Consider the following 23,338-nt stretch of genomic DNA (forward strand, 5'->3'; position numbering starts at 1 on the left):
CCATTTGCGCACAAGGTTGGTATTAATCCCGTGATCAATGGCAACACGCGATAAAGAAGCGCCGGGTTCAAGGGCCAAGGCAACAACTTGCTTCTTCCATTCGCGATCATAATGATGGTTCCCTTGCCGGTCCACAAACAGCACATGTGGCTTCGCTCCGTCCGCTCCCATAATTTCCATCGGTGTCCACCCTTTCAATCGGTGGACACCCTTTGCACCACTCCCTTCGGCCAGTGAAGGTGCGTGGAAATGAGCGCTTACCGCTGGCTGTCTTCGCGCTGCCGTTCTTCGCGGGCATCAGCGCCGGGACTTGGGCCTTTCAGACCGGCTCCGGTTGGCTCGGGGCGATCCTTGTCGGCCTTGTCGCTGGCGCAGTGACGCTCGGCCTCGGCCAGTTCCTGCTCGCCTTCATCCGTCCGCTCTGGATACGGCTCACGATCGCACTCGCCTTCGTCGCGCCCGCGGCGCTCGCCGGCTACCACGCGACGCATGGCATCGTGAAACACACCATGCCCTCCGACATCTGGCAGCCCATCTTCTCTGTCATCGGGGCAATCGCCGTTGGCGCCACGGCGCTGATCCGCGTGACAGCGATGGCCGCGCCCGGGCCAACCGGGCAGGCCATCGTGCAAACCTGACATCGGTGCAGGCGGCGGCGGGATGGTAAATTGATGTCTTAGCGGTCGCGCCTTCCACGTCGCCGGGCGCGGTTGCAATCGCGCTGACCGGATCGACGGCTAACCCAACTGACGTGCCATGCCATCGGTGACGGTGCCGGGGGCAATGCCGTGACAGCGCGCAGACGGTGCGAAGGCCGGCGGGGGTGATCTCGTGGGCGACAGGCAGGAATCGGCGGTACGTAGCGTCTGGCGGAGCTGGTTTGACCCGTGGTGTCAGGCGTCGCTACGGTCCATCGGTTCGGTATGGTTGCCACGTTCTCCTGTGATGCGTCTCTGTCATGTCGACCGCTCCAAAACGGCCTCTTAAATGGGCTGATCTGGCCGAAGGTCGGCTGCGCCTCGATCGCCTATGCCGCAACAGCGGCGTCGAAACTTTCTTCCCCTGCCGGCTGCGCCGTCATTCCTCGCGAGGCAAGAAAGCCCCTCCTTTGCTGTCAGGCCCCTGCGGGGTGCGCCGTCAATCGCCTCCGACCTCTCGATCGCCATCGAGGCCGCAATGGTGCGGGCTCGGAACAGAGTTCAAGGAGAACTACCATGGCGACCATCGGCACCTTCAAGAAGACCGGCAACAACGAGTTCACCGGCGAAATCGTTACCCTCAGCGTCCAGACCAAGAATGTCCGGATCGTCCCCGAGGCCCGCGCTACGGGTGAGAACGCCCCGAGCCACCGCGTCTTCGTAGGCCGCGCCGAGATCGGCGCGGCCTGGTCCAAGACCTCCAACGAAGGGCGTGCCTATCTGGGCCTAAAGCTCGACGATCCCAGCTTCAACGCCCCGATCTACGCTAACCTCTTCGACGACGAGGAAGGCGAGACCCTCTCGCTCATCTGGTCCCGTCCCAACGGGCGCCGGGGCGACTGAGGCCCCCCGCGAGGCCCCGACCGGAAGGCCGGGGCCTCGGCTTTGCTGCGACCGAATCAGCTGCGATCTCAGCCGCCTGACAGAGAGCAAATAAGCACTTCCGACTGGAATACGCTGCCAAGAACGACTATTATAGTCGTAGTTTTGGCGTACGCGTAGGTCCGTGTGGGAGGTGATCATGCATGATCACCTCCCGACAGTTTCGGGCCGCACGTGCGTTGCTGGGTTGGACACAGGAGACGCTCGCTGACAAGGCCCGGGTCTCATTGACCGCGCTCAAACGCCTCGAATCCACCAGTGGCCTCGAGGTCTTTGAGAGCACGCGCGATGAGGTGAGACGGGCTTTCGAACGCGCCGGCATTGTCTTCCTGAACTCCGATCAGGGCAAGGGAGTGCTGCTCGTTGATGCGAAGAAGGATACCTGACGTTCGACAGGTCGCGGCGTTGCCACCTCGTCCCGCGTCAAGGCCATGCGTTATCGTTCCGATCAGAACACGGTTAACAATCTCCTCCAGTTTGGATACATCTCGCGATCGGGGGATGTTGTGACCAAAGTCGATTTTCTTGATCAGCCGCCGGCCGGGGCGGCATTGACCGCCTATGACGAGGCGCATCTGAAGCTGTACGTCCGGCTGCTGGATGCCGACGCTGAAAAAGCCGACTGGCGTGAAGTCGTCGAAGTCCTCTTCGGCCTCGATGCCAAGGCCGAACCGGAGCGCGCTCAGCGCATCTACACCAGCCATCTCGATCGCGCGAAATGGATGACGAAGAGCGGCTTTTGCGAGCTGCTCCAGGGCCGCCTGCACTGAGGTGATGCGTAAACCGCATCACGTTGCGGCCACTTCGTTCTTCCCGCGCTCCGTTCAACCCGGAATCGTATCCACTGCAAAACTCGCGTTGCACAACCTTACGCGGAGGCAGTGGAGAATGTCCGAGGATGAAAGTTGGCGGTCTGAAGCCGCCTATGACTATATCGATAAGTTGACCCCCGGCGATCTTGCCTGGGAGTTCTTGCGTCGTAACCCCGATTATCGGAACGCATACCGTGACTTGGTAGCCACCGGGCGGCTTACCGAAGCGATCGCTCAGGAATTCGCTGAACGATGGGGGTTGCGATTTCGTCGCCGACCCTCGCAACTCGGCGCTCATCCAGCCGATCTTCTGGACCCCGCAAACCGATCCCGCGACACTTCCGTTCACCGTCGGACCGAACCCGGCGGGACATCTCCGCCTCCGCGTTGAGGATCTTCACGCCCACGCCATCATCGAGCATGAGCCTGGTCTGATCCGGCTCGTACTGCGCGGCGAACCCCACGACGTCGCCCTGATCGGCGTCGATGATGCCCGCCCTCTTGGCGCGTTCATCATGTTCGATGAACTGACGCCCGACCGACTGACCGCGGTTGAACGCCTCTGGCACGCGATGTTCGGCAAGCGCGTGCCGCCCGATCCACGCCTGACGCCACAAAGACGTCAGCGCGCCCGCCAGATGCTGCGCGCGATCGACGCGCGCGCGAGCGGCGCCATCTACCGCACCGTCGCCGAGCATCTCTTCCCCCAGCACAAGATTGACGCAGCATCGTGGGTCGGCGACCCGATCCGGGAGACCACCATCCGTCTCGCCCGCGACGGCATGAAGCTCGTTCGCGGCGGCTACCGGACGCTGCTGCGCCGCCCACGCCGGGATCGCTGATATCCACTCGTGTGTCGATTTTAGCATCTTACTTCGACATCGTCCGGGGCGCCGTCTTCGCGCCACCGTGCTCGCAACCCGCCGCTTATTCGAAGCGGCCGCCCGCGAGACCACGGAGGTGCGATCATGGCCGAAAGAGCCGCCAATTTACCGCCACGCTACCTGAGAACGCAGGAGGCGGCGCGCTTCCTCGGCCTTTCCGAGCGCACCCTCGAAAAGCACCGCACCTACGGGACTGGCCCGACCTACCGCAAACTCGGCGGCCGCGTCGTCTATTCCGTCGATGACCTCCAGGCCTGGGCGGATCGCGGTCTCGTCACCTCGACCTCCGATCCGCGCGGCGGCACCGTGCTGCCCGCGAAGCGCCAGCCGTCCGCGTCCGCCAGCGTCGGCGCCCGTTTCCCGCGCTGAGTCCCGGCATGTCGGCGCGTCATCACAGCAGCGAACGCGAGCAGCTCGATCTCTTTCGGACGCTGCCCGGCGATCTCGCGCCGCGCGATGCGCAGGACCTGATGGCCTATCCGTTCTTCTCGCTCGCCAAGTCGAAGCGCCTGGCGCCGATCGACTTCCGCGCCGGCTCGATTGTCATCCGCGTCGAAGCGGTGGCCGAACATGGGATGGCGACGATCTGGGACGCCGACGTCCTGATCTGGGCCGCCTCGCAGATCGTCGAGGCGCGCGACCTCGGCCTGCGACCGTCTCGCCTGATGGCGACCACCCCCTATGAGATCCTCAACTTCATCGGACGCGGCGTGTCGCTGCGCGACTACGACCGGCTGAAGGCTGCGCTCGATCGGCTCCAGTCGACCACGGTGGCGACCTCAATTCGCCAGCCGACGGAACGGCGGATGCACCGGTTTTCCTGGATCAATGAATGGAAGGAACGCGCCGACCACCGTGGCCGGCCTCTCGGTCTCGAGCTAATCCTGCCGGACTGGTTCTACCGCGCCGTCCTCGACGACGCGCTCGTTCTAACCATCGACCGGAATTACTTCGGCCTGACTGGCGGGCTGGAACGCTGGCTCTACCGCTTGGTGCGCAAGCACGGCGGCCGGCAGGAGTTCGGCTGGAGTTTCGATTTTCCGCACCTCCACGCCAAGTCCGGCAGCCTCTCGCCGCTCAAACACTTCGCCTACGACCTGCGCGACATCGTCCGGCGCCAACCGCTGCCTGGCTACCGGCTGACCATCGAGCAGTGCCTCGGCGGTCCCGAAATTCTCACTTTCGTACCGACCGACCCGGATGCCCTCGGCATACCGCGCCGACGTCGCCGGTCCAAACCTCAGCCTGGGGATAAGCTGTGAATTGCCTCGTGCTATCAGGGACCGGCACTATCGTGCCATCGGGGACCGGACTCTCGTGCTATCGGGGACCGAAATCGTCGATTCCTCGCGCTGAATCAGCAGCTTGCGAGCCCCGTAACTTATCTAACCTAGATTCCTACGGAATCTTTCTAACGCGACCGCGTTTTTCGGCCGCTGTGGACGAGTCCCCGTTTCGCGGGAGACCGTCATGATCGTCGCGCTGCTCAACCAGAAGGGCGGCGTCGGCAAGACGACACTCGCCTTGCACCTCGCCGGCGAATGGGCTCGCCGTGGACAGCATGTCACGCTGATCGACGCCGATCCGCAAGGCTCGGCGCTCGACTGGTCGCAGCAGCGCAGCCGGGAGGGGCTGGAGCGGCTGTTTGGTGTCGTCGGGCTGGCCCGCGACACACTCCATCGTGAAGCGCCGGAGCTGGCCCGCGACGCCGACCACGTCGTCATCGACGGTCCGCCGCGCGTCGCCGGGTTGATGCGCTCGGCGCTGCTCGCGGCCGATCTCGTGCTGATCCCGGTGCAGCCATCGCCGCTCGACGGCTGGGCCTCCGCCGAAATGCTGGCGCTGCTCGGCGAGGCGCGCATCTATCGCCCGCAGCTCGCCGCCCGCTTCGTGCTGAACCGCTGCGCGGCCCGCACGGTTCTGGCGCGCGAGACCGCCGAGACGCTGGCGGATCACGACCCGCCCTTGCTCTCGACCACCATCGGCCAGCGCATCGTCTTCGCCGATGTCGTGCAGACCGGCCGGCTCGCCGCCGAGCAGGACGAGGATTGCCCCGGCGCGCGCGAGATCGCCGCGCTCGCAGCGGAAGTCGCGAGGATCGGCGCATGAGCGAGCGGTCCCCGAAGCGCAGCTTTGCGGCGCGTCCAGCCAATCCCGAAGACTGGATCAAAGCGCCCGAACGCCAGGCCTCCCGTACCCAGCCCGCCGAGGACTTCTCGGCCCGGCTGACGATCGACGTCACCGCCGACATGCGCGGCCGCATCAAGATCGCGGCCTTCCAGCGCGGCCAGACCGTCGCCGACATGCTGCGCGCGCTGTTCGAGCGCGAATTCCCATCCCCGTCAGGAGAAGGACAATGACCGGCTTTATCGCCGCGCCAATGCGTGTCGGCCGTGCTGCCGCCGAGCTGCCGCCAGATGCGTTCACTGAGGTCGAACTCGTCTGGATCGAGAAGCAGACGGAGCACTGGGTCCGCTTCGGCCGCGAGCGGCGCGAGCAGATCCTCGACCGCCGCCGGCGCATCCTCTTCTTCCCTCCCGGCAGCGTCCTCGCGCTGGTGCGCTGGGCAGCGAACGAGCACGGCACCGTTCTCTCGCGGGTCGACATCCTGCGCACGGTCGAGCGCGACGCAGCGTGCCAGACCGTCCCGACGGTCACGCCCGGCGCAGAGGTTCTGCTGCATGTCGATGGATGGCCGAAGGTGGAGCGCGTGCTCCAGCTCATCGACGCCATTGAGGCGCGCGGCATCGATCCGATCGAGGTTTCGCCCGACCATTGGCGCCACGTCCATAACCGGATGACCGTCGGCGAAACGCCGCGCGCTTATGGCCTTCGGCAGCATCGCGCCTTTCTCCTGCGTCGGGAGATCGGCGCATGACCCGGCTCTCCTATGCCATCGTCACGACGGCGGCCGTGTCGCTTCTCGGCATTGCCTCCGTGGCATCGTTCGCGCCGAAGCTGATCTGGAACGCCTCCGCCAGCACGCCGGTCGGCCTCTACACGATCGACGAACCTGGGCCGGTCGCCGTGACCGATCTGGTCGCGGTGGATGCCCCCGAACCGCTCGCCACCTTCCTGTCCGATGGCGGCTACCTGCCGCGTGGCGTGCCGCTTTTGAAGCGCGTCGCCGCGCTCCCGGAACAGCGGGTTTGCCGCACCGGGCTCGCCATCACCGTCGACGGCGTGCCGATGGGCGACGCTCTCGACCACGATCGTCGCGGCCGTCCGCTCCCGATCTGGCAGGGCTGCCGATTGGTCGCGAATGGCGAGCTGTTCCTGATGAACTGGCAGGTCCGCGACAGCCTCGACGGTCGCTATTTCGGCCCGCTTCCGGCCACCGCCGTGATCGGCCGGGCCACCCCTCTCTACACCGACGAGGACGGCGATGGCCGCTTCGTCTGGCGCGCGCCGACGCGGTGACGGCGCGCCCATGACCAGTCCACCGCATCTGAAGGAGACGACCCATGCCCGTGATCGGTCAATTCATGCGCGAGAATGATGGCTTCATCGGCCACCTGATGACGCTGTCGCTGCATCAGGACATCATCATCGTAGCGGCCGAGCCGTCCGAAGCCGAGAACGCGCCGGACTACCGCGTACATGTGCTCGACACCATGAGCAACGAGACCGGCGCGGAGATCGGCGCGGGCTGGAAACGTACCGGCGAGAAGGCCGGCGAATACGTCTCGCTGCAGCTCGACGATCCGACCTTCGAACATCCGATCCGCGCCAACCTGTTCCAGTCGGCCGACGACAAATCCGCCTGGGGCCTGCACTGGAATCGCCCGCCGAAGCGCGGCGAGCGGGACTGAACGATGCCCGCCGCGCCCCATCAGCCTGTCGTCCGAAGAAGGATCACCCTCCGACGTGCAGCCCTCCTTCTCCTTTCCGGCCTGATCCTCGCCGCACCGGGGGCCAACCCGGCCGGCGCACAGCAGGCGCCCGCCGAGCGGCCGTCGCCCAGTGATCCCTATGGCGCTTTCATCACCGAGGCCGCGCAGAGGTTCGGCGTCCCAGAAGCATGGATTCGCGCCGTCATGCGTGTCGAAAGCGCTGGCGACGTGCGCGCCATCTCGTCGGCGGGCGCGATGGGCCTGATGCAGATCATGCCCGCCACATGGGCCGACCTGCGCGTCCGCCATCGGCTCGGCGGCAACCCCTACGATCCGCGCGACAATATTCTGGCGGGCGCCGCCTATCTGCGCGAAATGCACGACCGCTACGGATCGCCCGGCTTCCTGGCGGCCTACAATGCCGGTCCCGGCCGCTACGAAGAGTATCTCGCCGGTCGACCATTGCCGGCCGAAACGCGCGCCTATGTCGCGACGCTCGCCCCCATTGTCGGTGGCGGTGAACTCGCCGGCCCTGTCGTGGTAGCGGCCGCCGATCCGCTCGCCTGGACGCGCGCGCCGCTCTTCGTGGTGCAGTCGTCTGGCAGTGGACCTGCCGCGCCAGCGCAGTCCGAAGGTGCGCCCGGTGACGTCACCGCGGCTACACCGGCGAGCGATCAAGGCCCGGCGGCTTCGCGCACCGATGGCCTTTTCGTTGCGCGCAATGTCCCTGGTGGCCCGCGATGACCGCGTTCGCACCCGTTCGCATTGTGGCGTGCTCTGGCGGGCAAATGGCGGTCCGGAGAGGGGGAGCAGTCAGCACAACCGCACGATGGCGAGATAAAAGCGCGCGAGGTGCGGCTTGGTGCGGTCGTGTCTTTTCAGGGGCTTACAGAGCATTTGCGCGAGGTGCGCCTGATCGGCGCAGCCTGCGCTCTCGCAATTTATTCGGGATTTTCCTCGGCTTTGCGCGATGTGCGGGGCTTCGGCCATGAGCGGAGAGGACGATTTCCGCATCCGGCCTGGCCGCATCCGCTCCACCCGGGCTCAAGCGGCGCGGCCTTTCATCGCGCAAGCGCTGGCGGCCGCGCAACGCGCCGGCGGCAGCGTCTCGCGCTCCGGCAAGATCAGCTCGGGCAACCGCTCGCGGTTCGGGCGTGGTCAGCGCGCGACCGTGCAGGCCAACCGGCTGCTGACCAGCCGATCACGCAACACGGTCATTAAGACCCGCGTTGTCCGCCATACGGCGCGGGCCGCGCCGCTTTCCGCCCACCTCAGCTATCTTCGTCGCGAGGGCGTCACCCGGGATGGCGAGAAGGCCCACCTGTTCGGCCCCGAGACCGAGGACGCCGATCCGAAGGCCTTCGCCGAGCGCACCCAGGACGACCGGCATCACTTCCGCTTCATCGTGTCGCCTGAGGACGCGACCGAGATGTCCGACCTCAAGACCTATGCCCGCGAGCTGATGGGGCAGATGGAGAAAGACCTCGGCACCAAGCTCGACTGGGTCGGCGTTGATCACTGGAACACCGACAATCCGCATGTCCATATCATCCTGCGGGGGCGGACCGACGACGGCCAGGACCTCGTCATCTCCCGCGACTACATCAAGGAAGGCATGCGCGCCCGCGCGCAGGATCTCGTCACCCAGGAGCTGGGACCGCGCACGGATCACGAGATCCGCCGCAATCTCGAACGGCAGATCGAGGCGGAGCGCTGGACCAATCTCGATCGCCAGCTCGCCCGCGACAGCTATCGCACCGGCGTCGTCGATCTCGCTCCGCGCCCGGACCGCCAGCCCGACGAATTCCACGCGATGAAGGTCGGCCGGCTGCGCAAGCTGGAGACGCTCGGCCTCGCCGATCAGATCGGACCGGGCCAATGGGTCGTGTCCGAGAATGCCGAGGCGACGCTGCGCGCGCTCGGCGAGCGTGGCGACATCATCAAGCGCATTCACCGCGGCCTGACGGAACGCGGCATCGAGCGTGGCGCCGCGAGCTATGTGCTCGCCGGCGAGAGCCTCAACGATCCTATCGTTGGTCGGCTCGTTGATCGTGGTCTCGACGATGAGCTGAAGGGCACGGCCTATGCCGTGGTCGACGGCACGGACGGGCGCACTCACCACATCAAACTTCCCGACCTCGATGCCGCTGGCGACAGCGCGCAAGGCTCGATCGTCGAGCTGCGCAAGTTCGATGACGCGCAGGGTCGGCGCCGCGTGGCGCTCGCCGTCCGCTCCGATCTCGACATCGAACGGCAGGTCAGTGCGGCCGGCGCTACGTGGCTCGACCGGCAGGCGATCGCCCGCGACCCCGTCGCGCTTGGAGGTGGCGGCTTCGGCGCGGAGGTGCGTCAGGCGATGGACCGGCGTGCCGACCATCTCGTCAGCCGGGGCCTCGCCGAGCGGCAGTCGCGCGGTGTCAGTTTTGCGCCGGGGCTGATCGACCAGTTGCGCCAGCGTGAGGTGGAAGCTCTGGGCGAGAAGCTTGCCGCCGAAACCGGGCGTCCGTTCACAAAGGCCGGAACGGGCGAGTATGTGGCGGGCACTTACCGGCAGCGCTTCGCGCTCGCCTCGGGCCGCTTCGCCATGATCGACGACGGCCTCGGCTTCCAGCTCGTGCCCTGGTCTCCGTCCCTCGAACGCCAGCTCGGTCAGCACGTCTCAGGCGTATCGCGCGGCCCCGGCGGCGTCGACTGGAGCTTCGGCCGCAATCGCGGCCTCGGCATGTAGCCCAATCAAGAAAGGAGTGCCCGCCATGCCGGCGACGAAAATCCTCTGGGGCCAGATCCTCACCGTCTTCCTGATCGTGCTGATGACGACCTGGGGCGCGACACAATGGACGGCCTACCGGCTCGGCTTCCAGCCACAGCTCGGGCAGCCCTGGTTCGAGCTGGCGGGCTGGCCGATCTACTATCCGCCGGCCTTCTTCTGGTGGTGGTATTTCTACGACGCCTACGCCCCGCCGATCTTCATCGAGGGCGCCTATATCGCCGCGTCGGGCGGCTTCATCTCCATCGCAGTTGCCATTGGCATGTCCGTGTGGCGGGCACGCGAAGCGAAGAACGTGGAGACCTACGGCTCGGCCCGCTGGGCGCGGCCTGAAGAGGTGAAGGCCGCCGGCCTCCTCGGTCCTGACGGCGTCGTCCTCGGCAAGCATGAGCGCGAGTATCTTCGCCATGACGGTCCGGAGCATGTCCTGTGTTTCGCGCCAACACGTTCCGGCAAGGGCGTGGGCCTGGTCGTGCCCTCGCTCCTGACCTGGCCGGGCTCGGCGATCGTTCACGACATCAAGGGCGAGAACTGGACGCTGACCGCCGGCTATCGCGCCCGGCACGGCCGCGTGCTGTTGTTCGATCCGACCAATGCCAAGTCGGCAGCCTATAATCCGCTGCTCGAGGTGCGCCGCGGCGAATGGGAAGTCCGTGACGTGCAGAACATCGCCGACATCCTGGTCGACCCGGAAGGTTCGCTCGAAAAGCGGAACCACTGGGAGAAGACGTCGCACGCGCTTCTGGTCGGCGCGATCCTGCACGTCCTCTATGCCGAGGTCGACAAGACCTTGGCCGGCGTCGCCGCCTTCCTGTCGGATCCGAAGCGCCCGATCGAGTCGACCCTCGCGGCGATGATGAAGACCGCACATCTCGGCGAGGCCGGTCCGCACCCGGTAATCGCCAGCGCGGCCCGCGAGTTGCTCAACAAATCGGACAACGAGCGGTCCGGCGTGCTGTCCACCGCGATGTCGTTTCTCGGTCTGTATCGCGATCCCGTCGTCGCCGAGGTGACGCGCCGCTGCGACTTGCGCATCGCCGACATGGTCGGTGGCAAGCATCCGACCACCCTCTACCTCGTTGTGCCGCCCTCCGACATCAACCGGACCAAGCCGCTGATCCGCCTGATCCTCAATCAGGTCGGCCGGCGGTTGACCGAGGACCTGCAGGCGAAGGGAAACCGCTATCGGCTGCTGCTCATGCTCGACGAGTTTCCCGCGCTCGGCCGCCTCGACTTCTTCGAGAGCGCCCTGGCGTTCATGGCGGGTTACGGCCTGAAAGCATTCCTCATCGCGCAATCGCTGAACCAGATCGAAAAGGCTTACGGGCCGAACAACTCGATCCTCGACAACTGCCACGTCCGGGTCAGCTTCGCGACCAATGACGAGCGGACCGCCAAACGCGTTTCGGATGCGCTCGGCACCGCCACCGAGATGAAGGCGATGAAGAACTATGCCGGTCACCGCCTCTCTCCCTGGCTCGGCCACTTGATGGTGTCGCGCTCGGAGACCGCCCGGCAATTGCTGACGCCCGGCGAGATCATGCAGCTCCCGCCCTCCGACGAGATCGTCATGGTTGCCGGCATTCCGCCGATACGCGCGAAGAAGGCCCGCTACTATGAGGATCGGAGATTTCAGGAGCGCATCCTGACGCCGCCCGGCCTGACCAAACCGGCGAGCGCCAGGGCAGACGATTGGAGCACGCTGGCTTTGCCCGAACGGCCGGTGCTGAACACGCCTGTCGCCGTGGATGATGCGGCCGATGACGATCCGACGGATTCCGAGCGCCGCCATCAGCCCGAGCTGAGCCGCACCAAGACCGTCGAGCGAAAGCCCGTCATCGAAAACGAATTCGAGATCGATTCCCGTGATGACGTCGACGAAGATGCCGCCCGCCTCAGCCGCATGACGCAGACGATGCGCCAGGTCGCGCGCCAAGCCTCGCTCGATCCGGGCGACGGCATCGAATTGTAGGAGGAGCCGGTGACGAAACCTCCCAAGAAGCAAAGGCTGTCGGTCTACGTCGACCCGGACGTCATGAAGGCGCTCGCCGCCCATGCAGCGCGACGCGATCTCTCGCTGTCGCTAGTTGCCGAGGCCGGTATCGCGTCTTTCCTCTCGCCAGACGCCGCGGAACGGCAGGAAGCGGCGACGACAAAGCGGCTCGATCAGCTCGACCGCCGCATGGCACGCATGGAGCGCGACCTTGGCATATCGGTCGAAACGCTCGCCGTGTTCATCCGCTTCTGGCTGACCTCCAACCCGCCGCTGCCGGAACCGGCCCAGATCGCAGCACGCGCCAAGGCGGGGGAGCGCTACGAGGCCTTCGTGACCGCGCTCGGCCGCCGACTCGCGCAGGGACCAAAGCTCAGGCAGGAGATTTCGGAAGACATCGCGCCCGCGCGCGACGCGGATTAATCACGACGGCGTAAGGCGCAAGTATTCCCGCGTTCCGCCGTTTCCCTGTCTTTGTACGCCACGGTACGACGACCACATGATGGTTGTTGTCAGACCATAATTTCTGTCTCTTCTACTCATCCCCGATCCAGGGCCGCACTTCGCGGACCCGCAAGAGAACGGGGACGACGTGGCGTCAACTCACCAGAAATCCGAGGCGAATCTTCGCGGCGCGCGCATGCTGCGCACCGCGCTCGGCCCCGCCATCGCCCGGTTTCTGGACGACGCCGCGATCGTCGAGGTGATGCTCAACCCCGATGGGCGGCTCTGGGTCGACCGTCTCTCCGAAGGGCTTTCCGATACCGGTGAGCTAATGTCGCCAGCCGATGGTGAGCGGATCATCCGCCTCGTCGCGCACCATGTCGGCGCCGAGGTCCATCCCGGCGCCCCACGCGTCTCGGCCGAGCTGCCCGAAACGGGGGAGCGGTTCGAGGGGCTGTTGCCCCCCGTCGTGTCCGCCCCGGCCTTCGCCATCCGCAAGCCTGCCGTCGCCGTCTTTACGCTCGACGACTACGTCTGGACGGGCGTCATGTCGGCCGAGCAGGCCGAGATCCTACGTCAGGCCGTCGCCGATCGGCGCAACATTCTCGTCGCCGGCGGCACCTCTACCGGCAAGACCACCCTCACCAACGCGCTGCTGGCCGAAGTCTCCAAGACCTCGGATCGCGTCGTCCTGATCGAGGACACCCGCGAGCTGCAATGCGCGGCGCCCAATCTCGTCGCCATGCGGACCAAGGACGGCGTCGCCTCGCTCTCCGATCTCGTCCGGTCATCGCTGCGCCTGCGCCCCGACCGCATTCCGATCGGCGAGGTGCGCGGCGCCGAGGCGCTCGACCTGCTCAAGGCCTGGGGCACCGGCCACCCTGGCGGCGTCGGCACCATCCACGCCGGCACCGCGATCGGCGCATTGCGCCGCATGGAGCAGCTCATCCAGGAAGCTGTCGTCACCGTCCCGCGCGCGCTGATCGCCGAGACAATCGATCTGGTCGCAGTGCTCTCCGGCCGCGGCGCCTCGCGCCGCCTCGCCGAACTCGCCCGCATCGAGGGCCTCGGCCCCGACGGCGACTACCGCGTCACCCTCGCAAGCCAGCCCCTCACAGGAGACCCGTCATGATCAAGCATGCTTTGCGCATTCGCCGCCACATCGCCACGGCGGTGTCCGTCACCTTCCTGACGCTCGCCCTCGCACCAGCCGCCCATGCGTCCGGCTCGTCGATGCCCTGGGAAGCGCCGCTTCAGTCGATCCTCGAATCCATCGAGGGGCCGGTCGCCAAGATCATTGCCGTGATGATCATCATCATCACCGGCCTGACGCTCGCCTTCGGCGATACGTCAGGCGGCGCACGCCGCCTGATCCAGATCGTGTTCGGCCTGTCGATCGCCTTCGCCGCGTCGAGCTTCTTCCTGTCGTTCTTCTCGTTCGGCGGGGGGGCGCTCGTCTGATGACCGACGGCGCGGATCATGGCGGCGAGGTTCCGGGCTTTTCCGTGCCCGTCCACCGGGCGCTGACCGAGCACATCCTGCTCGGCGGCGCCCCGCGCTCGATCGCCATTCTCAACGGGACACTGGCCGCAGCGCTCGGCCTCGGCCTTCGCCTCTGGCTGGTCGGCCTGGGCCTTTGGGCTCTCGGCCACTTCGCCGCCGTCTGGGCAGCCAAGCGCGATCCGCAGTTCGTCGACGTCGTGCGCAAGCATCTGCGCATCCCCGGTCACCTGTCGGTCTGAGGAGCGGGGCGATGATGAACCTTGCCGAGTATCGCAACCGCAACACCCGGCTTGCCGACTTCCTGCCATGGGCCGCGCTCGCCGGCGAAGGCGTCGTCCTCAACAAGGATGGCAGCTTGCAGCGCACCACGCGCTTCCGTGGCCCAGATCTCGACAGCGCCGTGCCGGCCGAGCTGGTCGCCGTCGCCGGCCGGCTGAACAATGCCTTCCGTCGCCTCGGCTCAGGCTGGGCGATCTTCGTCGAGGCGCAGCGCCATGGCGCCGCGACCTATCCGACTAGCATGTTCGCCGACAGCGCTTCCGCGCTGGTCGACGCCGAACGCAAAGCCGACTTCGAGGAAGCCGGCGCGCATTTCGAATCCAGCTACTTCCTCACCTTCCTGTACCTGCCGCCGGCCGAGGACGCGGCGCGTGCCGAGACCTGGCTCTACGAGGGCCGCGATCACACCGGCGTCGATGCGCATGAGATCCTGCGCGGCTTCATCGATCGCACCGACCGCATTCTCAACCTCATCGACGCCTTCATGCCGGAATGCGCCTGGCTCGATGACGCCGAGACGCTCACCTATCTGCACTCGACCATCTCGACGAAGCGGCACCGCGTCCGCGTTCCCGAGACGCCGATGTATCTCGACGCGCTGCTCGCCGATCAACCACTCACCGGCGGGCTCGAGCCGCGTCTGGGCGACACGAACCTGCGCATCCTTACCATCGTCGGTTTCCCGTCCGCGACCACGCCCGGCGTCCTCGACGAACTGAACCGGCTCGCCTTTCCCTATCGCTGGTCGACGCGCGCCATCCTGCTCGACAAGACCGACGCCACCAAGCTGGTGACCAAGATCCGGCGGCAGTGGTTCGCCAAGCGCAAGTCTATCGCCTCCATCCTCAAGGAGATCATGACCAACGAGGCTTCGGCGCTCGTCGACACCGACGCGGCCAACAAGGCGGCCGACGCCGACATGGCGCTGCAGGAGCTGGGCGCTGACTATGCCGGCCAGGCCTATGTGACGGCGACGATCACGGTCTGGGATAATGACCCCCGCATTGCCGCCGAGAAGCTGCGGCTGGTGGAGAAGGTCATCCAGGGCCGCGACTTCACGGCGATGGCCGAGACCATCAATGCCGTGGACGCCTGGCTGGGCTCGCTGCCCGGCCACGTCTACGCCAATGTCCGCCAGCCGCCCATCAGCACATTGAATCTCGCTCACATGATCCCGCTGTCGGCGGTGTGGGCGGGACCGGAACGGGACGAGCACTTCGATGCACCCCCACTGCTTTACGGCAGAACAGAGGGCTCGACCCCGTTCCGGCTTTCCATCCACGTCGGCGACGTCGGCCATACGCTGATCGTGGGGCCGACCGGCGCCGGCAAATCCGTGCTGCTGGCGCTGATGGCGCTTCAGTTCCGGCGCTATCCGCAATCCCAGGTCTTCGCCTTCGACTTCGGCGGATCGATCCGCGCCGCGGCGCTGGCCATGCGCGGCGACTGGCATGATCTCGGTGGCGGATTGACGGAAGGCGCCGACGACAGCGTGTCGCTCCAGCCGCTCGCCCGCATCGACGACGTCGCCGAGCGCGCCTGGGCCTCCGACTGGCTGATCGCAATCCTCTCCCGCGAGAGCGTGCCGGTCACGCCCGAGGTCAAGGAGCATCTCTGGTCGGCCCTGACCTCGCTGGCATCCGCGCCCGTCGCGGAGCGCACGCTGACCGGCCTGTCCGTGCTGCTCCAGTCCAACGACCTGAAGCAGGCGCTGCGACCCTATTGCGTCGGCGGTCCCTATGGCCGGCTGCTCGACGCGGAGTCCGAACATCTCGGCGAGGCGAACGTCCAGGCCTTCGAGACCGAGGGGCTCATCGGCACCGGCGCGGCCGCCGCCGTGCTCGCTTATCTCTTCCATCGCATCGAGGACCGCCTCGACGGCCGGCCGACGCTCCTGATCGTCGATGAAGGCTGGCTCGCCCTCGACGACGAAGGGTTTGCCGGCCAGCTCCGCGAATGGCTTAAGACGCTGCGCAAGAAGAACGCGAGCGTCATCTTCGCCACCCAATCGCTGTCCGACATAGACGGCTCGGCGATCGCGCCGGCCATCATCGAGAGCTGCCAGACGCGCATCCTGCTCCCCAACGAGCGCGCGATCGAGCCGCAGATCACCGCCATCTACCGCCGCTTCGGTCTCAATGACCGCCAGATCGAGATCCTCGCGCGGGCCATGCCCAAGCGCGACTATTACTGCCAGTCGCGGCGGGGCAATCGCCTGTTCGAGCTGGGCCTGTCGGACGTGGCCCTGGCGCTGTGTGCGGCCTCATCCAAACAGCATCAGGCGATGATCGCCGACGTTCATGCCCGCAGCGGCACGGACGGGTTCCTGCGCGAGTGGCTCGCGGCGAACCGGCTCGACTGGGCTGCCGACCTCATCGCCGGCCTCACCAATGTCATCCCCCAAAACCAACCGGAGGTACGCCCATGACCCGTTCCCTTCAAAGCCGCGCACGCACGCTGCGCATGACGGCCGCAATTCTTGCGGCCGCTCTTGCTCTGTCTCCTGTCCTCACGCCGCCGGCCGCCGCGCAGTGGATCGTCTACGACCCGACCAACTATGCGCAAAACGTGCTGACGGCGGCGCGCACGCTCCAGCAGGTCAATCAGCAGATCACCCAGCTTCAGAATGAAGCGACCATGCTGATCAATCAGGCCCGCAACCTGGCGAGCTTGCCATACTCCTCGCTTCAGCAGCTCCAGCAGTCCGTCCAGCGCACGCAGCAGCTTCTGCAACAGGCGCAGGGCATCGCCCTCAACGTCCAGCAGATCGACCGTGCGTTCCAGACCACCTACGGCAACGCCTCCATGTCCGCCTCCGATCAGGCGCTCGTCACGCAGGCGCGCGAGCGCTGGCAGAACACCGTCGGCGGCTTGCAGGACGCCATGCGTGTCCAGGCCGGCGTCGTCGGCAATATCGACACCAATCGCAGCGAGATGTCGGCGCTGGTCGGCCAGAGCCAGGGTGCGACGGGCGCGTTGCAGGCGACGCAGGCCGGCAATCAGCTCCTGGCGCTCCAGGCGCAGCAGCTCGCCGATCTGACCGCCGTCGTCGCCGCCAATGGCCGCGCCCAGAGCCTCTCCGAGGCCGAGCGGGCTGCCGCGGCCGAGCAAGGGCGCGAACAGCGCCGCCGCTTCCTCACACCGGGCAGCGGCTACCAACCCGGCAACGCCCGCATGTTCCCGAACGGCAACTGAGTGCACGGCGATGGACGGGAAGATGCTCGCGCGCCTGGGCGCTGTCGTGTTCGTCGCGGTCGCGATCACCGCGACCGCGATCGAGATGACCCGGAAAGAGGAGCCGCCCGAGACCTGGCCGTCCGGCCGCGCCGCAGAGGCGCCGGCCGATCCCCTGCGGGAGGCATTGATCCGCTGCCAGGCGCTCGGCGAAGAGGGGCCGCGCGATCCGGAATGCCGCCGTGCCTGGGCGGAGAACCGCCAGCGCTTCCTCGCGCCCGGCGCCCGTCCCGCCGAGCGGTTGCCGGACATGCCGCCCGCACCGCGCGATGGCCTCACCGCTCCATCGCAGCGGACCGACGCGCCGACCGCGACACCCGCCGCGCCGAACACTCCGCAGCTCGACGAGGCGCGATAACATCATGGGCGGCACCGGCGTCATCGACCACTTCCTCGAGGTCTTCACCCGCTACATCGACAGCGGCTTCGGCCTGCTCAGCGGCGAGGTCGCCTTCATCGCCACGACGCTGATCGTCATCGACGTGACGCTCGCGGCGCTGTTCTGGAGCTGGGGCGCCGACGACGACATCATGGCGCGGCTGGTCAAGAAGACCCTGTTCGTCGGCGTCTTCGCCTACATCATCGGCAACTGGAACAACCTCGCCCGGATCGTCTTCGAGAGCTTCGCCGGCCTCGGCCTGAAGGCGAGCGGCACCGGCTTCTCGACCGCTGATCTCATGCGCCCAGGAAAGGTCGCGCAGACGGGCCTCGACGCCGGCCGGCCGCTGCTCGATTCCATCTCCAACCTGATGGGCTATTGGTCGTTCTTCGAGAACTTCATCCAGATCGCCTGCATGTTCCTCGCCTGGGCGCTGGTCCTGCTCGCCTTCTTCATCCTCGCCATCCAGCTCTTCGTCACACTTATCGAGTTCAAGCTGACGACGCTCGCCGGCTTCGTGCTGATCCCCTTCGGCCTTTTCGGCAAGTCCGCCTTCATGGCGGAGCGCGTGCTCGGCAACGTCATCTCGTCCGGCATCAAGGTGCTGGTGCTCGCCGTCATCATCGGCATCGGCTCGACGCTCTTCTCCGAGTTCACCTCTGGCTTCGGCGGCGCGACGCCCACAATCGACGAGGCTATGGCGATCGTGCTCGCCGCACTCTCGCTGCTCGGCCTCGGCATTTTTGGTCCTGGCATCGCCAGTGGCATTGTCTCCGGCGGCCCGCAGCTCAGCGCGGGCGCCGCGGTCGGAACGGGGCTCGCCGCTGGCGGCATGGTCGCGGCAGGGGCTGGCCTCGTCGGCGCCGCCGCATCCGGCGGCGCAGCCCTGGCCGGCGGTGCGGCCGCAGCCGCTCGCGGCGGCGCAGCCGTCGCGGGAGGTGCATCCACCGCCTACAGCCTCGGCGCAGCCGGCCAATCCGGCGCGGCCGGGGTTGCTTCCGGCCTCGGCGGTGTCGCCCGCGCAGGCGGCAGTGCCGCTGTCTCGCCGCTCCGCCGCGCTGCGTCGCGTGCCGCCGAAAGCATGCGCTCCAGCTTCAATGCTGGCGGCAAGGCCGCATTCGAGGCCACAGGCGGCTCATCCACCATGGGCTCGACCGCTGGCGACGCCGCTGCCGACGGCGCGGCGCCTGCAAGCGCCGGCGGCCCGCCCGCCTGGGCGCAGCGGATGCGGCGCTCCCAACGCATGACCCATGCCGTCCAGGCTACGGCACATGCCGTCCGCTCCGGCGACGCCCACGGCGGCGGCTCTTCCGTCAACCTGTCCGAAGGCGATCGCTAATGTTCAAACGACCCTCCACCCACTACGGCAAAGCCCCCGAGCCGGAAACGCCGTATCAACGCGCCACCCAGGTCTGGGACGAGCGCATCGGCGCCTCACGCGTGCAGGCCCGGAACTGGCGTCTCGTGGCGTTCGGCTCCCTGATCATCTCGGGCGGGTTCGCCACCGCGCTCGTGGTGCAGTCGGCGCGCGGAACCATCGTGCCGTGGGTGGTGCAGGTCGATCGGCTCGGTCAGGCGCAAGCGGTTGCGCCGGCCGAGGCGAACTACCGTCCGACCGATCCGCAGATCGCTTTCCACTTGGCGCGCTTCATCGAGCAGGTCCGCAGCATTCCGGCCGACGCGATCATCGTTCGTCAGAACTGGCTTCGCGCCTACGACTTCACGACCGACCGCGGCGCGATGGCGCTGAACGACTATGCCCGCTCGAACGACCCGTTCGCGAAGGTTGGCCGCCAGCAGGTCGCCGTCGACGTCTCCAGCGTCATCCGCGCCTCTCCGGACAGTTTCCGCGTCGCCTGGGTCGAGCGCCGCTACGAGAACGGCCAACTCGCCGAGACCACGCGCTGGACCGCGATCCTGACGATCGTCGTGCAGGTCCCCCGCAACGCCGATCGGTTGAGGGCGAACCCGCTCGGCATCTACGTCAACGCCATCAACTGGTCACGGGAGCTTGGGCAATGAAGCCGTCTTTCCGTAAAGCCGGAAACCCGGCTTCACGCATACTCGTATTCCTGGCTCTCCGCAGAGCCGCAATCCCGATGGTCCTGCTGGCGACAACAGCGCTCGCCGGCTGCGCCACCACCAACCCGCCGCCCGAGATCTCCTACGACAACGCGGCTCCCGCCGTGCAGACCGTCGATCCGCCTGCGCCGGTCACCGTGGTCGAGCTGCCGCGCCCGCTGCCGCTGCCCGGCCAGTTGCAACGCGTCGAGGCTTCGCGGCGCGCGCCCGAGCCGACAGATCCGACTGCGCGAGTGAACCAGGCCAATGCCGCTGCGCGCATCCAGCCCGTGCGCGACGGTTTCATCAATTCGATGCAGGTTTACCCTTTCACGCAAGGGGCGCTCTATCAGGTCTACACCGCCGTCGGGCAGATCACTGACATCGCGTTGCAGCCCGGTGAGCAGCTCGTCGGCGCCGGACCGGTCGCCGCCGGCGACACGGTCCGCTGGATCATCGGCGACACCGAGAGCGGATCGGGGGCGACGCGGCAGATCCATATCCTGGTGAAGCCAACGCGGCCCGACCTGATGACGAACCTAGTCATCAACACTAATCTGCGCACCTACCACATGGAGCTTCGCTCCACCGAGCGGACCTATATGGCCTCGGTGTCCTGGCAGTATCCGCAGGACCAGCTTATCGCGCTGCGTCGCCAGAACGCTGAGGCGCAGGCCGCGCAGCCGGTCGCATCCGGCGTCGACCTCGCGAATGTCAACTTCCGCTACGCGATCGACGGTGACCGCGCGCCGTGGCGGCCGCTGCGCGCCTTCGACGATGGCCGTCAGGTCTTCATCGAATTCCCGCGCGCCATAGGCCAGGGCGAGATGCCGCCGCTCTTCGTGGTTGGCCCCGAGGGCAACACCTCCGAACTGGTGAACTACCGCGTGCGCGGGCACCACATGATCGTCGATCGGCTCTTCGCCGCCGCCGAGCTGCGCTTCGGTTCCGGTGATCGCCAGCGGCGCGTCCGGATCACCCGCACCGATGGGAGGCCGTCGTCGTGAGCGAGAACCCGCCCCGGAATGAGGAAGTGACGGACGACGATGCGCAGCCGCTGACCGGCGAGCCGGCCAGCGCCGCGCCGATGCGGCTGCGCGCAGAACCGCCGCGCGTGACCCGCTTGTCGCGGAAGGTTCTCGCCGGCGTCGGTTTGGTCGCCAGCGTCGGACTTGGCGGCGCGCTCATCTACGCGCTCCAGACCCGCGACGGCGGGCGCCCTAACGAGGAACTCTATTCGACGGAAAACCGCTCGACCGCCGATGGCCTCGCCGGTCTTCCGCGCGACTACAGCGGTGTGCCGCGCTTGGGTCCGCCGCTGCCAGGCGATCTCGGTCGCCCCATCGTCAGCGCCCAGGACCGTGGACAGCCGGTGCCGACGCCGAATGTCGCCGCCCCGAATTCCGGCATTAGTCCGGAGGAACAGCGCCGCCTTCAGGAAATCGAAACGGCGCGGACGAGCAGACTCTTTTCCGGAACCGAGACACGCGCCGGAGCGGGAACACCAGCATCGGCTATCGCACCTCCGCCGGTGCCCGACCTGACCAGCCTCAGTTTAACGCCTCCTCCGGCGACACCTTCTGCGCAGGACCGTCAGAACGCCTTCCTCAATGCGGCCGCCGATCGCAGGACCGTTGCGCCCGACAGGGTTGCGGCACCAGCCTCGCCCAACATCCTTCAGGCGGGAGCCGTGATTTCCGCTGCGCTGATCACCGGCATCCGGTCCGATCTTCCAGGCCAGATCACCGCGCAGGTCACCGAGAACATCTATGATAGCCCGACCGGCCGCATCCTCCTCGTGCCGCAGGGCACGCGTGTCATCGGCCAGTACGACAACAACGTGCAGTTCGGGCAGAGCCGCGTTCTGCTCGTCTGGAACAGACTGATCTTCCCGAATGGCCGCTCAATCGTTCTCGAGCGTCAGCCTGGCGCCGATGCCGAGGGCTATGCCGGCCTGCAGGATGGCGTCGATTACCATTGGTGGGATCTTGCTAAAGCTGCCGGGCTTTCGACGCTGCTCGGCGTTGGCGCCGAACTCGCCGTGGACAATGATGACCGTCTTATCCAGGCGATCCGCAACGGTGGCCAGGACACCATCAATGACGCCGGCCAGCAGATCGTCAGGCGTCAGCTCAACATCGCACCAACGCTGACGATCCGACCGGGCTTTCCCGTGAGGGTAATCGTAACCCGCGATCTGGTGCTCGAACCCTACGGAGGATCTTGATGGCGAAACTCAAGCTCGGACCGCTTATCGACGAGAAGCCTGTGAAGGTGACGATCGAACTGCCAGCGGCGCTTCATCGCGATCTCGTGGCCTACGCAGAAGTCCTCGCTCGCCAGAACAGACAGGACATCAGCGATCCGTCGAAGCTGATCGCGCCGATGCTGGCGCGATTCATCCAGACTGATCGCGGGTTCGCCAAGGCCCGCAGGGGTCAAGGGGCGCAAAAGATAGCCCCCTCGGAGTCATAGGCGTGGCTCTAGATCTCCAGGATCGTCTCGTTCTGCGACGATCCGCATCTGCTGGTTGCGAGCAGTTGGGCTGTCTTCAGCAAGCTAAGGAAGGCTGGATTGTCATTCGCTGCCGACCAGACGACGCTGAACGGCACGATATCGGCTTGGTCGGTGAGCGGTCGTAACACCAGGCCTGGAACATTGACGGCCGTCCACGCCGCCGAAACCAGCGTGATTCCCTGACCAATGCTGACGAGGTTCATCAGCGTGTCTTGCAGGGCCAGCTTGTCTTCGATGTCGGGATAGGTGCTGTAATCGGCCGACCGACGGACGATATAGTCATGCACTTCTGGCCCAGGCTCGTTCCGGCTGACGATGAAGTGCTCCCCCTTGAGATCAGACCAGTCGAGCTTCGGCCTTCCTGCAAGCGGGTGGTCTTCCCAAAGCGCGACATGGACGCGTTCGCGCCAGAGCTCGCGCATTTCGCATCCTGGAACGGGATCTGAACCGGTAATGATGGCGGCATCCAATCGTTGAGCGCGGACCGCCGCGATGTGCTCGCGCCGGCCGCCGTCGCGCAGATCGAGCCTGACCCGCGGGTGCTGCTCGGTATAGGCTTGGACCAGTTGGCGCAGAAATCCTCCAGCCAGCGAGGTCAGAATGCCGATGCGCACCAGGCCCGTTTCAGCGCGGCGCATCGCACGAGCCGAGCGCCTTGCCGACTCAAATTGTTCTAGCGCCGGCGCAATCTCGGCCAGGAACTGCTCTCCCGCCGGGGTTAGCCGCACACCGCAGCGGCTCCGCTCGAACAGCGACACGCCAAGATGATCCTCGAGCTGCTTGAGGGCCCGGCTGACGTTCGACTGGTCAACATCGCACAGCTCTGCGGCACGCCTAAAGCTGCCTGCCTGGGCGGCGACGGTGAGATAGTGAAGTTGCCGAATAGCATGCCTCACAGCACCGCCCAGGCGAAGCAGGGGTTCACTCTGGCTGACGACGAAATACTCCGCCTTAAGGTCGGGCCAGGCAACCCGTCGCTGGGCCCGCACCGCGACGAGATGCTCGCGCCGGCCGCCGTCATGGTCTTGTAGTAGATTGCGGCAGCGCTCGCG

General features: G+C 66.5%; 30 protein-coding genes. 28 read left to right on the top strand and 2 right to left on the bottom strand.

Annotation, left to right across the window (positions count from 1 at the left end):
* Positions 1 to 180: transposase (locus ABE527_RS19625; RefSeq protein ID WP_499698026.1), on the bottom strand; the 180-nt coding region annotated here is incomplete at its 3' end.
* 59 nt (positions 181 to 239) lie between these two features.
* Between ABE527_RS19625 and ABE527_RS19630 the strand changes: the two genes are divergently transcribed.
* From ABE527_RS19630 to ABE527_RS19765, 28 genes are all read left to right on the top strand, one after another.
* The gene (locus tag ABE527_RS19630; protein WP_499698027.1) at positions 240 to 638 is read left to right on the top strand and encodes a hypothetical protein; all 399 of its coding nucleotides are present in this window, start codon (positions 240 to 242) and stop codon (positions 636 to 638) included.
* Positions 639 to 1,214: 576 nt separating this feature from the next.
* Complete coding sequence (locus tag ABE527_RS19635; RefSeq protein WP_031310163.1) at positions 1,215 to 1,541, top strand: DUF736 domain-containing protein; 327 nt, start codon at positions 1,215 to 1,217, stop codon at positions 1,539 to 1,541.
* 182 nt (positions 1,542 to 1,723) lie between these two features.
* A complete protein-coding gene (locus ABE527_RS19640; RefSeq protein ID WP_499698028.1) occupies positions 1,724 to 1,966 on the top strand; it encodes a helix-turn-helix domain-containing protein in 243 nt (80 codons plus the stop codon).
* Positions 1,967 to 2,086: 120 nt separating this feature from the next.
* Positions 2,087 to 2,350 (top strand): DUF2285 domain-containing protein, encoded by a 264-nt coding sequence (locus ABE527_RS19645; RefSeq protein WP_499698029.1) that lies wholly within the window; start codon positions 2,087 to 2,089, stop codon positions 2,348 to 2,350.
* Positions 2,351 to 2,468: 118 nt separating this feature from the next.
* The gene (locus tag ABE527_RS19650) at positions 2,469 to 2,783 is read left to right on the top strand and encodes a transcriptional regulator domain-containing protein (RefSeq protein ID WP_499698030.1); all 315 of its coding nucleotides are present in this window, start codon (positions 2,469 to 2,471) and stop codon (positions 2,781 to 2,783) included.
* 124 nt (positions 2,784 to 2,907) lie between these two features.
* Entirely contained in the window at positions 2,908 to 3,234 is a 327-nt protein-coding gene (locus ABE527_RS19655) for a DUF2285 domain-containing protein (protein ID WP_499698031.1), read from the top strand.
* A 126-nt stretch (positions 3,235 to 3,360) separates the two neighbouring features.
* Complete coding sequence (locus ABE527_RS19660) at positions 3,361 to 3,645, top strand: helix-turn-helix transcriptional regulator (RefSeq protein ID WP_499698032.1); 285 nt, start codon at positions 3,361 to 3,363, stop codon at positions 3,643 to 3,645.
* Positions 3,646 to 3,653: 8 nt separating this feature from the next.
* The gene (locus tag ABE527_RS19665; RefSeq protein WP_499698033.1) at positions 3,654 to 4,538 is read left to right on the top strand and encodes a replication initiator protein A; all 885 of its coding nucleotides are present in this window, start codon (positions 3,654 to 3,656) and stop codon (positions 4,536 to 4,538) included.
* A gap of 208 nt (positions 4,539 to 4,746) precedes the next feature.
* The gene (parA, locus tag ABE527_RS19670; RefSeq protein ID WP_499698034.1) at positions 4,747 to 5,385 is read left to right on the top strand and encodes a ParA family partition ATPase; all 639 of its coding nucleotides are present in this window, start codon (positions 4,747 to 4,749) and stop codon (positions 5,383 to 5,385) included.
* A complete protein-coding gene (locus ABE527_RS19675) occupies positions 5,382 to 5,636 on the top strand; it encodes a hypothetical protein (RefSeq protein ID WP_499698035.1) in 255 nt (84 codons plus the stop codon). Before parA ends, ABE527_RS19675 begins: the two co-directional genes overlap by 4 nt.
* On the top strand, positions 5,633 to 6,154 hold the full coding sequence (locus ABE527_RS19680; protein WP_499698036.1) for a DUF2840 domain-containing protein: 522 nt from the start codon (positions 5,633 to 5,635) through the stop codon (positions 6,152 to 6,154). Before ABE527_RS19675 ends, ABE527_RS19680 begins: the two co-directional genes overlap by 4 nt.
* Positions 6,151 to 6,696, top strand: coding sequence for a S26 family signal peptidase (locus ABE527_RS19685; protein WP_499698037.1), 546 nt, complete (start codon positions 6,151 to 6,153; stop codon positions 6,694 to 6,696). The genes ABE527_RS19680 and ABE527_RS19685 overlap by 4 nt, the downstream gene beginning before the upstream one ends.
* Positions 6,697 to 6,740: 44 nt before the next feature.
* Entirely contained in the window at positions 6,741 to 7,088 is a 348-nt protein-coding gene (locus ABE527_RS19690; protein ID WP_499698038.1) for a DUF736 domain-containing protein, read from the top strand.
* 3 nt (positions 7,089 to 7,091) lie between these two features.
* Positions 7,092 to 7,853 carry a lytic transglycosylase domain-containing protein gene (locus ABE527_RS19695; protein WP_499698039.1) on the top strand — a complete coding sequence of 254 codons (762 nt, stop codon included), beginning with the start codon at positions 7,092 to 7,094 and terminating at the stop codon, positions 7,851 to 7,853.
* Positions 7,854 to 8,097: 244 nt separating this feature from the next.
* Entirely contained in the window at positions 8,098 to 9,837 is a 1,740-nt protein-coding gene (locus ABE527_RS19700) for a relaxase/mobilization nuclease domain-containing protein (protein ID WP_499698040.1), read from the top strand.
* A gap of 25 nt (positions 9,838 to 9,862) precedes the next feature.
* Positions 9,863 to 11,848, top strand: coding sequence for a conjugal transfer protein TraG (locus ABE527_RS19705; RefSeq protein WP_499698041.1), 1,986 nt, complete (start codon positions 9,863 to 9,865; stop codon positions 11,846 to 11,848).
* Between the two features lie 9 nt (positions 11,849 to 11,857).
* Positions 11,858 to 12,292 carry a CopG family transcriptional regulator gene (locus ABE527_RS19710; protein ID WP_499698042.1) on the top strand — a complete coding sequence of 145 codons (435 nt, stop codon included), beginning with the start codon at positions 11,858 to 11,860 and terminating at the stop codon, positions 12,290 to 12,292.
* 217 nt (positions 12,293 to 12,509) lie between these two features.
* Positions 12,510 to 13,445: a P-type conjugative transfer ATPase TrbB gene (gene trbB / locus ABE527_RS19715; RefSeq protein WP_499698043.1), complete on the top strand. Its 936-nt coding sequence runs from the start codon at positions 12,510 to 12,512 to the stop codon at positions 13,443 to 13,445.
* Complete coding sequence (locus ABE527_RS19720; RefSeq protein ID WP_209159349.1) at positions 13,442 to 13,774, top strand: TrbC/VirB2 family type IV secretion system protein; 333 nt, start codon at positions 13,442 to 13,444, stop codon at positions 13,772 to 13,774. Before trbB ends, ABE527_RS19720 begins: the two co-directional genes overlap by 4 nt.
* Positions 13,774 to 14,055, top strand: coding sequence for a VirB3 family type IV secretion system protein (locus tag ABE527_RS19725; protein ID WP_499698044.1), 282 nt, complete (start codon positions 13,774 to 13,776; stop codon positions 14,053 to 14,055). The genes ABE527_RS19720 and ABE527_RS19725 overlap by 1 nt, the downstream gene beginning before the upstream one ends.
* An 11-nt stretch (positions 14,056 to 14,066) precedes the next feature.
* Positions 14,067 to 16,523: a conjugal transfer protein TrbE gene (gene trbE / locus ABE527_RS19730; RefSeq protein WP_499698045.1), complete on the top strand. Its 2,457-nt coding sequence runs from the start codon at positions 14,067 to 14,069 to the stop codon at positions 16,521 to 16,523.
* Positions 16,520 to 17,290 (top strand): P-type conjugative transfer protein TrbJ, encoded by a 771-nt coding sequence (trbJ, locus tag ABE527_RS19735; protein ID WP_499698046.1) that lies wholly within the window; start codon positions 16,520 to 16,522, stop codon positions 17,288 to 17,290. The genes trbE and trbJ overlap by 4 nt, the downstream gene beginning before the upstream one ends.
* Before the next feature lie 22 nt (positions 17,291 to 17,312).
* Complete coding sequence (gene trbK-alt, locus ABE527_RS19740; protein WP_499698047.1) at positions 17,313 to 17,687, top strand: putative entry exclusion protein TrbK-alt; 375 nt, start codon at positions 17,313 to 17,315, stop codon at positions 17,685 to 17,687.
* 4 nt (positions 17,688 to 17,691) lie between these two features.
* Entirely contained in the window at positions 17,692 to 19,047 is a 1,356-nt protein-coding gene (trbL, locus tag ABE527_RS19745) for a P-type conjugative transfer protein TrbL (RefSeq protein WP_499698048.1), read from the top strand.
* Positions 19,047 to 19,730 carry a conjugal transfer protein TrbF gene (trbF, locus tag ABE527_RS19750; RefSeq protein ID WP_499698049.1) on the top strand — a complete coding sequence of 228 codons (684 nt, stop codon included), beginning with the start codon at positions 19,047 to 19,049 and terminating at the stop codon, positions 19,728 to 19,730. The genes trbL and trbF overlap by 1 nt, the downstream gene beginning before the upstream one ends.
* A complete protein-coding gene (gene trbG / locus ABE527_RS19755) occupies positions 19,727 to 20,776 on the top strand; it encodes a P-type conjugative transfer protein TrbG (protein ID WP_499698050.1) in 1,050 nt (349 codons plus the stop codon). Before trbF ends, trbG begins: the two co-directional genes overlap by 4 nt.
* Positions 20,773 to 21,996, top strand: coding sequence for a TraB/TrbI/VirB10 family type IV secretion system protein (locus ABE527_RS19760; protein WP_499698051.1), 1,224 nt, complete (start codon positions 20,773 to 20,775; stop codon positions 21,994 to 21,996). Before trbG ends, ABE527_RS19760 begins: the two co-directional genes overlap by 4 nt.
* Positions 21,996 to 22,244: a DUF2274 domain-containing protein gene (locus tag ABE527_RS19765; RefSeq protein WP_499698052.1), complete on the top strand. Its 249-nt coding sequence runs from the start codon at positions 21,996 to 21,998 to the stop codon at positions 22,242 to 22,244. Before ABE527_RS19760 ends, ABE527_RS19765 begins: the two co-directional genes overlap by 1 nt.
* A gap of 8 nt (positions 22,245 to 22,252) precedes the next feature.
* Here ABE527_RS19765 and ABE527_RS19770 read toward each other — a convergent pair whose 3' ends face one another.
* Positions 22,253 to 23,182, bottom strand: a complete 930-nt coding sequence (locus tag ABE527_RS19770) for a LysR family transcriptional regulator (protein WP_499698053.1) — start codon at positions 23,180 to 23,182, stop codon at positions 22,253 to 22,255.
* Between the last annotated feature and the right edge of the window lie 156 nt (positions 23,183 to 23,338).

This window comes from Brucella sp. TWI432, assembly GCF_039674445.1.
Lineage (GTDB): Bacteria > Pseudomonadota > Alphaproteobacteria > Rhizobiales > Rhizobiaceae > Brucella > Brucella chromiisoli.

Coding starts and splice junctions, on each gene's coding strand:
- ABE527_RS19700 (WP_499698040.1), top strand. CDS start 8,098: ATGAGCGGAGAGGACGATTTCCGCATCCGGCCTGGCCGCATCCGCTCC.
- ABE527_RS19655 (WP_499698031.1), top strand. CDS start 2,908: ATGTTCGATGAACTGACGCCCGACCGACTGACCGCGGTTGAACGCCTC.
- trbL (WP_499698048.1), top strand. CDS start 17,692: ATGGGCGGCACCGGCGTCATCGACCACTTCCTCGAGGTCTTCACCCGC.
- trbE (WP_499698045.1), top strand. CDS start 14,067: ATGATGAACCTTGCCGAGTATCGCAACCGCAACACCCGGCTTGCCGAC.
- ABE527_RS19680 (WP_499698036.1), top strand. CDS start 5,633: ATGACCGGCTTTATCGCCGCGCCAATGCGTGTCGGCCGTGCTGCCGCC.
- ABE527_RS19725 (WP_499698044.1), top strand. CDS start 13,774: ATGACCGACGGCGCGGATCATGGCGGCGAGGTTCCGGGCTTTTCCGTG.
- ABE527_RS19650 (WP_499698030.1), top strand. CDS start 2,469: ATGTCCGAGGATGAAAGTTGGCGGTCTGAAGCCGCCTATGACTATATC.
- ABE527_RS19665 (WP_499698033.1), top strand. CDS start 3,654: ATGTCGGCGCGTCATCACAGCAGCGAACGCGAGCAGCTCGATCTCTTT.
- ABE527_RS19720 (WP_209159349.1), top strand. CDS start 13,442: ATGATCAAGCATGCTTTGCGCATTCGCCGCCACATCGCCACGGCGGTG.
- ABE527_RS19640 (WP_499698028.1), top strand. CDS start 1,724: ATGATCACCTCCCGACAGTTTCGGGCCGCACGTGCGTTGCTGGGTTGG.
- ABE527_RS19695 (WP_499698039.1), top strand. CDS start 7,092: ATGCCCGCCGCGCCCCATCAGCCTGTCGTCCGAAGAAGGATCACCCTC.
- ABE527_RS19690 (WP_499698038.1), top strand. CDS start 6,741: ATGCCCGTGATCGGTCAATTCATGCGCGAGAATGATGGCTTCATCGGC.
- trbG (WP_499698050.1), top strand. CDS start 19,727: ATGAAGCCGTCTTTCCGTAAAGCCGGAAACCCGGCTTCACGCATACTC.
- trbJ (WP_499698046.1), top strand. CDS start 16,520: ATGACCCGTTCCCTTCAAAGCCGCGCACGCACGCTGCGCATGACGGCC.
- ABE527_RS19675 (WP_499698035.1), top strand. CDS start 5,382: ATGAGCGAGCGGTCCCCGAAGCGCAGCTTTGCGGCGCGTCCAGCCAAT.
- ABE527_RS19635 (WP_031310163.1), top strand. CDS start 1,215: ATGGCGACCATCGGCACCTTCAAGAAGACCGGCAACAACGAGTTCACC.
- ABE527_RS19685 (WP_499698037.1), top strand. CDS start 6,151: ATGACCCGGCTCTCCTATGCCATCGTCACGACGGCGGCCGTGTCGCTT.
- ABE527_RS19660 (WP_499698032.1), top strand. CDS start 3,361: ATGGCCGAAAGAGCCGCCAATTTACCGCCACGCTACCTGAGAACGCAG.
- ABE527_RS19765 (WP_499698052.1), top strand. CDS start 21,996: ATGGCGAAACTCAAGCTCGGACCGCTTATCGACGAGAAGCCTGTGAAG.
- ABE527_RS19705 (WP_499698041.1), top strand. CDS start 9,863: ATGCCGGCGACGAAAATCCTCTGGGGCCAGATCCTCACCGTCTTCCTG.
- trbB (WP_499698043.1), top strand. CDS start 12,510: ATGCTGCGCACCGCGCTCGGCCCCGCCATCGCCCGGTTTCTGGACGAC.
- trbF (WP_499698049.1), top strand. CDS start 19,047: ATGTTCAAACGACCCTCCACCCACTACGGCAAAGCCCCCGAGCCGGAA.
- parA (WP_499698034.1), top strand. CDS start 4,747: ATGATCGTCGCGCTGCTCAACCAGAAGGGCGGCGTCGGCAAGACGACA.
- trbK-alt (WP_499698047.1), top strand. CDS start 17,313: ATGCTCGCGCGCCTGGGCGCTGTCGTGTTCGTCGCGGTCGCGATCACC.